Below are 13193 nucleotides of genomic sequence, written 5' to 3'. Positions count from 1 at the left end.
TGAGATAAATGCGGAATTAAGCTATTTTCAGTGGGTGTTCAAACATCCGCTGAAAAAGAGGAACTCAGGCTAAGACCTTCACATCCTGTGAAAACGCCTGAGTGACCAACATCGTGCAGGCCTAAACACAAAGCCGATTCCTGACGCAATTATGCCGAGGCATAATTGATTTTAGCTTTTTTTCTATTCAACATTTGAAAATAAAGTAAGATCCTTTCTATGGCCAATCATAACTAATATATCGTTTTCTTCAATAATCTGATCAGGAGAAGGTAAAATAGTAATATTGCCGTCCCGAACTATGGCAATAACACTGACATTATATTTCGCTCGAATGTCTAAATTCCGTAAATTTTGTCCGGCCATTTTAGAAGGAATCATAATTTCCTCTATACTGTATTCCTTTGATAATTCAATATAATTTAGCATATTTGGTGAAAGAAGCTGATTGGCTACGCGCTCTCCCATATCCCGTTCAGGGTAAATAATCCAATCTGCACCAACCTTTTCTAAAACCTGTCCATGTCTTTTTCCAAGAGCCTTTGCAATTATTTTTTTAATTCCTATCTCCTTTAACAATGAGACCGTTAAAATACTTGATTGCATATCTATTCCAATAGCGACAATGACACAATCGAAATTTCTGATCCCTATGGAGGTAAGTGCTTTTTCTTCTGTCGTATCAGCAACTACTGCATGTGTAACATAAGATTCTGCATCTTCGACTCTTTCCTCATTAATATCAATTCCTAAAACTTCATTCCCAGCTTCATATAATTTGCGGGCTACGCTTACACCAAACCTACCAAGACCTATTACAGCATATTGTTTGATCGTCATTGTATGCATCGCTCCTTTATCATGGTTATCCGATCATAATCTTTCCTTTTGGATGACGGAAAGCCTCCCTTTTCCGACGATTTGTAATGGCAAAAGCAATTGTTAAGGGGCCTAATCTTCCTGCAAACATTGTTAATATGATAAGAAGACGACCGCCAGTTGATAGTTCGGGAGTTAACCCCATTGTAAGTCCAGCTGTTCCAAATGCAGAGGTAGCTTCAAATAAATACATCATAAAACTATGGCGTTGTTCAATAAGACTTAATACAATGGTTACAAGTACGACAATCATCATCCCACACATTGTGACTGTTAGAGCTTTTAAAATCGTTTCATTAACAATTCTACGTCTGAAAAGTACTACATCTTCTTTCCCTTTTATTTGACACCACATCGTAGCAACTAAAACTGCGAAAGTCGTTATTTTAATACCTCCAGCAGTTGATCCAGAACCTCCTCCGATGAACATTAACCAAATGATTAAAAATAATGTTGAATGTGTTAAATCACCAATAGGAAGGGTATTAGAGCCAGCAGTTCTTGGTGTAACTGCTTGGTATAAAGAACCAAGAATTTTGCCCCATTCAGATAGTGGTCCAAGAGTTTTACTATTTCCGTATTCAAATAAGAAAATTAAAAGCGTCGAGCCGACGGTTAAAATAAATGTTGTAGTTAAAACAATTTTGCTATGCACTGAAAGTCGTTTCGTTCCGCGGTATTCATATAGTTCATTGATAACAATAAATCCTAAGCCCCCAATCGTAATAAGTGCACAAATAGTGATTACGACGAAAGGATCATCTACGTACGCTGTTAAGCTCTTAAAGTCACCCATTAAATCAAATCCAGCATTATTAAAATTTGAAATGGCGTGAAAAAATCCAAAATAGAAGGCTTTTCCTACAGGCATATCGAACGAAAAACGAATAGATAAAATGAAACCACCTATTAATTCAATTAGTGCCGTAAATAACAGAATCCTTTTAACTAATTTAACTAGACCAGCAATTGTTACGTTATTAAATGCCTCTTTTAACAAAAGTCGTTCTTTTAAAGAAATCTTTTTTCCTAATAACAAAAATAAAAACGTCGCGAATGTCATAAAGCCTAATCCGCCAATTTGAATAAGAAAAAGAATAACTAATTCTCCAAATATAGAAAATGTATCACCAGTATCTACAACAACCAAGCCTGTTACACAGGTAGCAGAGGTAGCGGTAAATAGAGCATCTAAAAATGAAAGACCATTAGCATCAACCGTTGCGATGGGGAGCGTTAAGAAAAATGCTCCAATTAAAATGATGATGGCGAAGCCCAGAACTAGCACTTTTGGAGGATTTAATTTATTTATAAATGTTTTCATTTTATTCTCCTCATTGAACCTTTAATTAATAAATATGTACGTTTATTGTTGTCCAAAAGTAAGTTGAAAATTCTTATGGAAATAAAACAAAAAATTCACCAGATTAATTCGTACACTTTCTATTGACCATTTTTAGACAATACGTTATAATTCTTTAGTACACAGCAGATGGTTATTAGCCTATTTGTGTATTGACGTGTGTTCGGAGGGAGGGAAAGAGAGATGTCAAAAACTGTCGTTCGCAAAAACGAATCGCTTGAAGATGCTCTTCGCCGCTTCAAACGTACTGTATCAAAAAGTGGTACAATTCAAGAAGTTAGAAAGCGCGAGTTCTACGAAAAACCTAGCGTTAAACGTAAAAAGAAATCAGAAGCTGCACGTAAACGTAAGTGGTAATTTAATTTCCCATTAAAAATCCCTACGTTCATAACACGCAATTGTATGATTCACTGAGCAGACAAAAATATACCTGAAATTAATCGCATGTCGATTAATTTCAGGTATTTTACATTAAGCTCAAATTTACGTACATATTGGAGAAGCCGAATGTGATCCCTGTGATTCATTCGGCTTTTATGTTATATACTTATTGTATAAATTATTTACGGTTATTAAGGCCAGTTAAGTTAATGATTCACTATATAATAAAATTATTAAGATTTATGAAACTTTTTGCATAGTCAGTCGTATATACAGGAGAGAAGCATGTTAGAAGGGAGGGAAAAAGATGCGAAGACGAAGAATCCTCAGCTATTTAATAGTTATTTGGATGACATTTTTGTTAGCGTTTCCATTAACGTCTGCTTTTGCAAGTAATAAGGTCTACCATATACCAATTCATAATGAAGTAGAAAGAGGACTTCACGCATTTTTAGAACGAGCTTTTAAAGAGGCGGAAGAAAACAATGCAGAGGCGATTATTTTAGACATTCATACGCCCGGCGGTTTTGTGAATGCAGCAGGTGATATAGCTATGCTTATGGATGCTACGGATATACGTACGATTGCGTATATTAACAAAGACGCTCATTCTGCAGGTGCCTTTTTAGCCTTACATGCGGATGAAATCTATATGGTGCCAAATGGAACGATCGGGGCGGCTGCAGTTATTGATTCAGCAGGAAATGCAGCAGATTTAAAGGCTCATAGTGCATGGGTTGCTCAAATGGAGGCAGCTGCAGAATCAAAAAATCGCAATCCAATATATGCACGAGCAATGGCTGATGTATCTGTTGATTTACCGGAATTTCGAGCAGGAAAAGGGAATTTATTAACTTTATCGGCTTCGGAGGCAAAAAAAGTTGGTTATTCAAATGAAACGGTTTCAAATTTCCAGGACCTTTTAAAAGCAACGCAATTAGATGAGCGTGATATCGTTTCAATTGAACCTACTTTTGCTGAAAAGCTTGCTCGTTTTATTACGAATCCAATTATAGTTCCGATTTTATTGTCGATTGCAAGCTTGGGACTTGTAGTTGAGCTTTATTCGCCAGGTTTTGGTGTTCCAGGTATAATGGGATTGTCAGCACTTGGATTGTTTTTCTTCGGTCATATGGTGGCGGGCTTGGCAGGTTATGAAACCTTACTTTTATTTATTGTAGGCTTAGCGCTTATTATAGCGGAGTTTTTTGTCCCCGGAGGTATTGTTGGTATTTTAGGTGGTGCGCTAATATTACTAAGTCTAATACTGGCAGGTGCAAACATGATGCAAATGATTATAGCGATTTTCATTGCGCTTCTTGTAGCGATAATAGGAATGGTGATTCTGATGAAATTTTTTGGTAAAAAATTGCATGTTTTAAACAAGCTAGTCTTGATGGATGCGACAACGACGGAAGAGGGTTATGTATCTAACGTGAATCGCACAGAGCTGCTTGGAAAAGTGGGTAAAGCGATTACACCACTTCGTCCGGCGGGTACAATATTATTTGGAAGTGAGCGCATTGACGTAGTATCGGAAGGTGGCTATGTTGATGTTGGGGAACATGTAGAAGTTATTAAGGTAGAGGGCTCACGTATTGTTGTGAGACAAACAGAAAAAGAGATGGAGGAATAGCAAATGGGTTTTGATTTAGCTTTAATAGGTCCAATTGTAGGGCTAGTTTTATTATTCATTGTTGTCGCGGTATTCTTTACCTTTGTACCAGTGGCGCTGTGGATTTCTGCACTTGCTGCAGGTGTCCGCGTTAGTATATTTACATTAATCGGTATGCGATTACGTCGTGTAATCCCATCACGAATTGTGAACCCATTAATTAAAGCACATAAAGCAGGATTACCTGTTACAATCAATCAACTTGAAAGTCACTATTTAGCAGGTGGTAATGTTGACCGTGTAGTAAATGCGCTAATCGCGGCTCATCGTGCAAATATCGAGTTAACATTTGAACGTTGTGCGGCAATTGATTTAGCGGGTCGTGATGTATTAGAAGCTGTACAAATGTCTGTTAACCCGAAAGTCATTGAAACACCATTTATTGCAGGTGTTGCGATGAACGGGATTGAAGTAAAAGCGAAGGCACGTATTACAGTGCGCGCAAACATTGAACGTTTAGTCGGTGGTGCTGGTGAAGAAACGGTTATTGCCCGTGTAGGTGAGGGGATCGTTTCTACAATTGGTAGCGCTTCTAGTCATACGACAGTTCTTGAAAATCCTGATATGATTTCTCAAACTGTATTAGCAAAGGGCTTAGATTCTGGTACAGCATTTGAAATCTTATCGATCGATATTGCTGATGTTGATATCGGCAAAAACATCGGTGCTGAATTACAAATTGAACAAGCACAGGCAGATAAAAACATTGCCCAAGCGAAGGCTGAAGAACGTCGTGCGATGGCTGTAGCGAACGAGCAAGAAATGATTGCACGCGTACAAGAGATGAAAGCGAAAGTAGTAGAAGCAGAAGCTGAAGTACCACAGGCAATGGCAGAAGCTCTACGTTCGGGTAATCTTGGTATTATGGATTACATGAACTACCGCAACATTCAAGCAGATACAGCGATGCGAGACTCCATTTCTAAAGTAAGCTCAGATAAATCAGAAACAAATGAACCTAACTAATAAAAACTGAAAGGAGCGGTACTAATAAATGGAACAATTAATTATATTTGTGATAATTGCCATAGTCAGCTCTATTTTCGGTAAATCAAAAAATAAAAAAGAACAAAAACCAATGCCAACTTTTAATAATAAGGATTCACATGTTGAGCCTCCTGTTATAAAAAAAGCAGAGGTGAATCCACAGCAACGTTCTAAACCACAGAGCTTTGAGGATTTTGCACGTGGATTTTTAGGTGAATGGGAAAATGAACAGCCTAAATTTGAAGAGCCGAAAAAAATTGTCGAAGAAACAGTAAATGAGAAAGTACCAAGCTATGTAGCACCATCCTTAATCCCGACTGAGAAAGTGAGTCGTCCTACGAATAGAGAAAGTATGGAGCGTTTAGCTGCTGGGAAAAAAGTCGAGAGAGTAGCTGAATCACAATCGGCTTTTCAATTACCGACATCAAAAAAATCACTTATGCAAGCTGTTGTAATGGCAGAAGTTTTAGGCCCTCCAAAAGCAAAAAGAAAATAACTAGCATGTCCTCCTTTTTCGATGCATATATTGCCGAAGAAGGAGGCATTTTTTTATGAGAAAACTATTTCAATTAACGCCACTACTTGAATTATTACAATATGAAACATTAAAAATCATTGGCCCATATCGTTTTCTACATGCTGATGCTACATCGTGCTCATTTATCTATGCAGATTATCATATTACTGTGCGTGGAAAATCAGTGGAAATTAATGCTCTTAAAGAAGAAATGCTACATCTTTCTGTAGAGGATTTGCAGGAGCTTCATTTGGAAATGACAAAGGATATGGGTGTGAGCGATAATGTGGAATAATCGGCCAATTATCATACGTATAAAGCGCCATGAAAATGTTCATCCTTTTATTCAAGCATTGCATGCACAACATGTGCCATTAAAGCGTGTTGTGTTTCGTGAGCAAGAGGTTGCCTTTGAAACAACTATGCATTATCTACCAAAGATTCGCCGTGTGCGTAGGCGTTACCGACTTAAAACGGCTATCTATTATGCAGATGAACTTCAAGTTTTTCGAGCACAGCTTTGGACTTTGCTTGGCCTAGCGTTGATGATATTAATACCATTACTATGTGCACAGGTTATTTGGCGGATCGATATTAAAGCGGCAACACCTGAGTTAGAGGAACGTCTAGGAGAGACATTTCAAGATACCTTTCAATTAGAAACACCCATTTCTAAAAAAGTCTTACCCTCAGATGCTGTCATTCGTCAGAAGCTATTAGAAGGGCATCGAGATCTTTCATGGGTGCATATTGAAAAGCATGGTGGACGTGTAATTTTACGACCTCAGGAGTCCCCGAAACAAACTAAACAAACGAATGAAAAGCTAGCGACGCATTTAGTAGCAACAAAAAGTGGTGTTATTACTCACTTTAATATTCAAAATGGAGAACGAAAAATTTCAGTTAACGATACTGCCTACGAAGGTGATGTTCTCGTAAGTGGCGTAATTGAAAGTGGTGAAGATCAAGTGTTTGTTGGAGCAAAGGGAGAGGTATACGCTGATTATTGGCTTGAATGCTCATTTAAAATTCCAACAAAACTAACGATGGAAACGCTACAACAAAAGCAGTGGCGTGTATTAGTGAAAGGCATTCATGAAGAAAAAGAAAAAGTTGACTATGTTCAAAAGAAAGATTTACCTAATTGGCTCAATCCATATGTTTCAATTGTTGAGGAGCAGTACACAAAAAAAATTCAAGTAGAGCTTAATGAGTCCAAAATAGATTCATTGCTCATACCATTGCTTCATGAAAAAGTACTACGTTCATTACCTGCGAAAACGGTTATTAAAAAAGAAAACCTTTTACAGGTAAAGTGGGGGGATGGTACAGTTGAAGGGAAAGTTCTATTTTTAATCAATGAAAACATTGCCAGTCCAATACAAGGCCTACAAGGAGAATGATTATGTCAGAACATTTAACTGTATTACAAGTGGATAATCCAAACGAAGCGGTTATGCTACTCGGAATATCCGATGCCAATATGAAATTAATCGAAGAGGCTCTAAAAGTTCACATTATTACACGTGGTGAACAAATTCAGCTTGCTGGTGAAGAGGATGCAAAAGAACAAGCAAGATTCCTTTTACATGCTCTTTTAAAGGTCATTCGTAAAGGAATTAATATTGATCAGCGTGATGTAGCAACAGCTATTGAAATGACACAAAAAGGAACGATTGAATACTTTGCAGAACTTTATGATGAAGAAATAGCTCGCACGACGAAAGGGAAGCCTATTCGTGCAAAAACAATAGGTCAACGAGAATACATACAAGCAATCCGTCATAAGGACGTTGTTTTTGGTATCGGACCAGCCGGTACTGGGAAAACGTATTTAGCGGTAGTCATGGCAACACAGGCGCTAAAAAATGGGCACGTTAAGCGTATTATTTTAACACGCCCTGCAGTAGAGGCAGGCGAGTCTCTAGGCTTTCTTCCGGGGGATTTGAAGGAAAAGGTAGATCCGTACTTACGCCCCCTGTATGACGCTCTAAACGATATTTATGGGACTGAACAAACCCAAAGACTGATTGAACGAGGCACAATCGAAATTGCACCTTTAGCGTATATGCGTGGACGTACATTAGACGATGCCTTTGTTATTTTAGATGAAGCTCAAAATACGACACATCAGCAGATGAAAATGTTTTTAACGCGACTAGGATTTGGCTCAAAAATGGTCATTACCGGCGACAAAACACAAATTGACCTACCAAAAAATACGGATTCTGGATTAATCGTAGCAGAACGAACATTAAAGTATGTAAAATCTATACATTTCCAAATTTTGGAGCAAGGCGATGTAGTACGCCACCCAATCGTAGCAAAAATCATCCAAGCATACGAAGAACAGCAACTTTAATATGACCGCTAGCGGTCATATTAAAGTCTGCACCGAAAGTGTAACGGCAGGTTTAAAAGACCGAAGTAACACGATATACAAAACTTAGGTTCATCATCAAAAGTTGTGGATGACTTTTTGTTAAACGTCTACTATGTAAATAAGTTGATTGGAGTGGAGACTGGGCGACTCCTTGGGGATTAGCGATAGGGGAACGAAGGCTAAAATCATCACATCCTGTGATAACGCCTTCGTGACCAACATCGTGTTGGCCCGAGACCTGGAGCGAGCAACGCGAGTGAAGTGGCTCATCGGACGCCCCCAGGAAGCTCTGCTCTGCGCGAAAGCGAAGCGTCAGCGGCAAAGCGCCCAGTCGGAACGGAAATCAACCACACGTTTTGGTGATGATTCAAAACTAATAACCATGAAAATGGAAAAAATTGTGACAGCTATACGATGTGTATAGCTGTTTTTTTACTTTCTTATACATTTTTCAGGAAAAATGTTTTTTGAATTGGTATGATAGTAGGTAGATAGAGGAGGTGCAAGATGGAGAAACAATTAAAAAAAATTACAGAACTTATTGGCTTTCGCTACTTTTTAATTGTCGTTCTCATCTTAACAGGAGCCCTACAATTTACTTTTATGTATGGCAATGTTAAAGGTGTTACATATGATTTTAAACCATTACAGCTAGCGCCTGAAACAGTACGATCTACTAAAACGATAGAAGATACTTATAAAACGCAACAGGAACGAGAAAAAGCAACAGATTCGGTTGCACCAGTCTATCAATTTTCTGCCGATGTTGCTAAACAGCGAGCTGCGATTGTAACGTCTTTATTCGACTATGTTCTTGACGTAAAGGCGGATGTTGAGAGTAACAAAGAGCCTATTCCTGTAGTCGACCAAGTGGCGCAGCTTCGTAAAAAACTTGAATCTATAGATTCAGATCAAATGCCAATTATCTTCACTGATTCACAGCTAGAAGGTTTGTTAGTACAAAGTGAAGCAGATTTAAAAAGAACAAGTACGCAACTATCAAAACTCGTGCAGGACTATTTACAAAAATCCATTCGATCTGAAAATGTGTTTGCGTCTCAAAATGATTTTGAGGCAAAAATTCGTGGACAACGAGGCTATCCTGATAAAATATTTAATACGGTAGTTTTAATTGGACGTACAAGTATTATCGAAAACGAGACGATAAACGAGGAACAAACGAAAATTCGAAAGGAACAAGTGAAGGAATCAGTTGAACCAACTCGAATTCTTCAAGGTCAAATCATTGTACAGGAAGGTCAAATTATTGATAATGAGGCGTTCCGTCAATTAGAGCTTCTAGGTATGGTAAGTAATAAGGCATCGATGAAACCGATTGCAGGGCTGATTATTTTAATACTTCTTGAAATGATGTTCATGTTTGTTTTATTCGAACGCTGGGATATAGATGAGCGCAAGAAACGTAATGCCCTGTTGGTAACAGTAATTGTGTATAGTTTATCGATCCTGCTGATGAAATTTATTAGCCTAGTCTCAGGTGGCTTTGATGTTACTGTTGCCTTCCTTTTCCCAACGGCATTGGCAACAATGCTAGTACGGTTATTAGCGGATGACCGTGCTGCAGTTCTTATTACGGTTATGACAGCAGCATCTGCGGGTGTTATTTTCCAAGAGGGTTATTCATCTGTCATGCAGATGGAAATTACACTGTATATAATTTTTGGAGGATTTGCGAGCTTATTCTTTTTACAAAGTATGGAAAAACGTTCGCATATTTTACATACTGTAGGTGTCATAGGGCTAGTAAATATGTTATTTATTGCATTTTATTTACTGATGACACAATCTTCATACGGTTTGTCAGAGTTAGTGTTTTACTTTATCGCGGCAATGATATCGGCTCTACTATCAGGGGCCCTTACAATGGGTCTCTTACCATTCTTTGAATCAGCTTTTAGTTTATTGTCGTCGTTGCGTTTAATTGAATTGTCGAACCCAAACCATCCATTGCTGAAAAAATTACTAATGGAGGCTCCGGGAACATATCATCATAGTGTTATGGTGGCGAACTTAGCGGAGGCTGCATGTGAGGAAATTGGAGCAGATGGATTACTAGCTCGTGTAGGCTGCTATTATCATGATATTGGCAAAACGAAGCGTCCTGCCTTTTTCATCGAGAATCAAATGTCTGGTATTAATCCACATGATTCATTGTCTCCGGAAAAAAGCGCGGAAATTATAATTGCGCATACTACTGATGGGGCTGAAATGCTAAAACGATATAAGATGCCACAGGAAATTATTGATATTGCCTTGCAGCATCACGGATCTAGTCTGTTAAAATACTTCTACTTTAAAGCGAAGGAAGAAGGAAAGTGCTTAGATGATACAACATACAGATATCCAGGTCCGAAACCACAAACGAAGGAAGCGGCAGTTATTAGCGTTGCAGATAGCGTTGAGGCAGCGGTTCGATCCATGAAGGAGCCGAATGCAGAGAAAATTCAAAAGTTGGTACGAGCAATTATTGACGATCGAGTACAAGACAGTCAGTTTGATGAATGCGATATTTCAATAAAAGAGTTAAAATGTATAGAGAGAGTACTTTGTGAAACGTTGAATGGAATTTTCCACTCGCGAATTGAATATCCAAAGGCAGATAAGTAGGAGGATCTATGATTTTAACAATTGATTTTACAGATGAAACAAATGAAGTGGCTACTGAACATATGGAGCTTGTTGAAAAGCTTTTGCAGCAGGCAGCTAAACTTGAGAATATTGAGCCGGAAACGGAAGTGTCGGTGACATTCGTTACAAATGAAGCGATTCAAGAAATAAACCGAGAATATCGTGACAAGGATCAACCGACAGATGTGATCTCGTTTGCCCTGGAGGAATTAGGTGAGGGAGAAATGGAAGTAACATTTGAAGGGATGCCTCGTATCTTAGGAGATATTATTATTTCAACGGATCGTACAAAAGAGCAAGCAGAGGAATATGGACATACATTTGAGCGAGAATTAGGCTTTTTAGCGGTCCACGGTTTCTTACATTTACTTGGCTATGATCATATGGTACCAGAAGATGAAAAGGTGATGTTCAGTAAGCAGGATGAGATTTTACAATCTTTCGGCTTAGGACGAGAATAGATGAATGTTCGCAAATTTGTACGCTCTTTTGGGTATGCCTTTAAAGGTATTATTACAGCCTGTGCGGAGCAAAATTTTAAATCCCACTTACTAAGTGCAGGAATTGTTTTGATTGCTGGCTATTTTACGGATTTATCACGTATAGAATGGTATATTGTATTGTTATTAATTGCTCTAATGTTTGCACTTGAAATGATTAATACAGCAATTGAACGAGTAGTGGATTTAGCTTCACCTACTATCCATCCGCTTGCTAAGCAGGCTAAAGATCTTGCAGCAGGTGCAGTACTTGTATTTGCGATATTCAGTGCTATAATCGGATTACTCATATTTATACCGAAATGGTTCGGTCATTAAGTAGTAGCAAGTTTGCTGGAGAAAGCGACCGAGGCAATTACGCCAAGGCGAAATTGATGATGTAGAGGAGAACATGATGACAATTGATATGCATGCATTACTAGAAGAATCAAAAAAAGCGCGTGAAAAGGCTTATGTACCTTATTCAAAATTTAAAGTTGGCGCGGCGATTTTAACGAAAAATGGAGAGGTCATTCATGGCTGCAATATTGAAAATGCAGGCTATAGTATGACGAATTGTGCTGAGCGTACAGCATTTTTCAAAGCTGTGTCAGAAGGTATTTATGATTTTGAGGCGATTGCTATTGTAGCTGATACGGATGGACCATGTGCGCCATGCGGAGCTTGTCGTCAAGTGATGATGGAGTTTTGCAAGCCGTCTATGCCTGTATATTTAACAAATTTAAAAGGTGATGTCACGGTAACGTCTGTAGGCGAATTACTACCGTTTGCATTTACAACGGAGGATTTAGAGAATGCTGGAAAATAATAATGGCTATAAGTCAGGTTTTATCTCCATAATCGGTCGACCAAATGTTGGGAAATCAACGTTTTTAAACCGTGTTATTGGTCAAAAAATTGCGATTATGAGTGATAAACCACAAACAACACGAAATAAAGTACAAGGTGTACTAACATCAAATGATAGCCAAATGATTTTTATAGATACACCAGGAATCCACAAGCCGAAACATAAGCTAGGGGATTTTATGCTAAAGGTTTCTAAAAATACTTTGCGTGAAGTGGATGTTATTATGTTCATGGTTAATGCAGAACAGAAACTTGGAAAGGGTGACGAATTCATCCTTGAAATGCTGGCAGGTAATCCAACGCCTGTCTTCCTGGTAATAAATAAAATCGATCAAATTCATCCTGATGAATTAATAGGGATTATTGAAAGCTACAAAGAGCGTTATGACTTTGCGGAAATAGTACCGATTTCCGCATTACAAGGGAATAATGTAGAAGATTTATTAGCGACATTATCGAAATATTTACCAGAGGGTCCACAATATTATCCAGCAGATCAAGTAACAGATCATCCTGAGCGTTTTATTATTTCAGAGTTAATTCGTGAAAAAGTGTTACATTTAACGCGTGAAGAAATACCTCATTCCATTGCTGTTGTAATTGATAAAATTCGCCGTGATGAAGAAAATGAAGATAAAATTCGTGTAGCAGCTACGATTATCGTGGAAAGAGATTCGCAAAAAGGGATTGTCATTGGTAAACGTGGCGCGCTACTAAAAGAAGTAGGGATACGTGCAAGAAAAGATATTGAGATGCTTCTTGGTTCAAAAGTGTATTTAGAGCTGTGGGTAAAGGTGCAAAAGGATTGGCGAAATAAATCAACACATTTACGTGACTTCGGTTTCCGTGATGATGAATATTAACTTCTATCTCAACGGGTGTCCAAACATCCGCTGAAATAGAGGAACTCCGTCTTAGAACGCCACGTCCAGTGGCAATGACTGAGTGACCAACATCACGTTGGCCCAAAGCCGATTCCGGACGCAATTATGCCGAGGCATAATTGATAT

14 protein-coding genes are annotated in these 13193 nt (G+C 38.3%); 12 read left to right on the top strand and 2 right to left on the bottom strand.

Going from position 1 to position 13193, the window contains the following annotated elements; translation table 11 throughout:
• Positions 1 to 183 precede the first annotated feature (183 nt).
• Entirely contained in the window at positions 184 to 840 is a 657-nt protein-coding gene (locus ACQKMI_RS01345) for a potassium channel family protein (protein ID WP_427486842.1), read from the bottom strand.
• Between the two features lie 25 nt (positions 841 to 865).
• The gene (locus ACQKMI_RS01340; protein ID WP_427486841.1) at positions 866 to 2203 is read right to left on the bottom strand and encodes a TrkH family potassium uptake protein; all 1338 of its coding nucleotides are present in this window, start codon (positions 2201 to 2203) and stop codon (positions 866 to 868) included.
• A gap of 222 nt (positions 2204 to 2425) precedes the next feature.
• Here ACQKMI_RS01340 and rpsU point away from each other — a divergent pair, with 222 nt between their 5' ends.
• From rpsU to era, 12 genes are all read left to right on the top strand, one after another.
• The gene (gene rpsU / locus ACQKMI_RS01335; protein WP_004227078.1) at positions 2426 to 2599 is read left to right on the top strand and encodes a 30S ribosomal protein S21; all 174 of its coding nucleotides are present in this window, start codon (positions 2426 to 2428) and stop codon (positions 2597 to 2599) included.
• A gap of 331 nt (positions 2600 to 2930) precedes the next feature.
• The gene (locus tag ACQKMI_RS01330) at positions 2931 to 4259 is read left to right on the top strand and encodes an NfeD family protein (RefSeq protein WP_427486840.1); all 1329 of its coding nucleotides are present in this window, start codon (positions 2931 to 2933) and stop codon (positions 4257 to 4259) included.
• Positions 4260 to 4262: 3 nt separating this feature from the next.
• Positions 4263 to 5264, top strand: coding sequence for a flotillin-like protein FloA (gene floA / locus ACQKMI_RS01325; protein ID WP_427486839.1), 1002 nt, complete (start codon positions 4263 to 4265; stop codon positions 5262 to 5264).
• A gap of 28 nt (positions 5265 to 5292) precedes the next feature.
• A complete protein-coding gene (locus ACQKMI_RS01320; protein ID WP_427486838.1) occupies positions 5293 to 5781 on the top strand; it encodes a hypothetical protein in 489 nt (162 codons plus the stop codon).
• Between the two features lie 55 nt (positions 5782 to 5836).
• Entirely contained in the window at positions 5837 to 6097 is a 261-nt protein-coding gene (locus ACQKMI_RS01315; protein ID WP_427486837.1) for a hypothetical protein, read from the top strand.
• Positions 6087 to 7205: a sporulation protein YqfD gene (locus ACQKMI_RS01310; protein ID WP_427486835.1), complete on the top strand. Its 1119-nt coding sequence runs from the start codon at positions 6087 to 6089 to the stop codon at positions 7203 to 7205. The genes ACQKMI_RS01315 and ACQKMI_RS01310 overlap by 11 nt, the downstream gene beginning before the upstream one ends.
• Positions 7206 to 7207: 2 nt before the next feature.
• Positions 7208 to 8164: a PhoH family protein gene (locus tag ACQKMI_RS01305; RefSeq protein ID WP_427414991.1), complete on the top strand. Its 957-nt coding sequence runs from the start codon at positions 7208 to 7210 to the stop codon at positions 8162 to 8164.
• A gap of 528 nt (positions 8165 to 8692) precedes the next feature.
• Entirely contained in the window at positions 8693 to 10813 is a 2121-nt protein-coding gene (locus tag ACQKMI_RS01300) for an HD family phosphohydrolase (RefSeq protein WP_427486833.1), read from the top strand.
• 8 nt (positions 10814 to 10821) lie between these two features.
• Positions 10822 to 11295: an rRNA maturation RNase YbeY gene (gene ybeY, locus ACQKMI_RS01295; RefSeq protein ID WP_427414989.1), complete on the top strand. Its 474-nt coding sequence runs from the start codon at positions 10822 to 10824 to the stop codon at positions 11293 to 11295.
• On the top strand, positions 11296 to 11652 hold the full coding sequence (locus ACQKMI_RS01290; RefSeq protein ID WP_427486832.1) for a diacylglycerol kinase family protein: 357 nt from the start codon (positions 11296 to 11298) through the stop codon (positions 11650 to 11652).
• A 76-nt stretch (positions 11653 to 11728) separates the two neighbouring features.
• Positions 11729 to 12142 (top strand): cytidine deaminase, encoded by a 414-nt coding sequence (locus tag ACQKMI_RS01285; protein WP_142509859.1) that lies wholly within the window; start codon positions 11729 to 11731, stop codon positions 12140 to 12142.
• Positions 12129 to 13046, top strand: a complete 918-nt coding sequence (gene era / locus ACQKMI_RS01280) for a GTPase Era (RefSeq protein ID WP_323647252.1) — start codon at positions 12129 to 12131, stop codon at positions 13044 to 13046. The genes ACQKMI_RS01285 and era overlap by 14 nt, the downstream gene beginning before the upstream one ends.
• Positions 13047 to 13193: the final 147 nt, after the last annotated feature.

The organism is Lysinibacillus sp. NPDC097214 (genome assembly GCF_050277945.1).
GTDB classification, from domain to species: domain Bacteria; phylum Bacillota; class Bacilli; order Bacillales_A; family Planococcaceae; genus Lysinibacillus; species Lysinibacillus xylanilyticus_B.
Note: the sequence above shows the minus strand (reverse complement) of the source record. Positions and strands in the feature narration are given on the sequence as shown.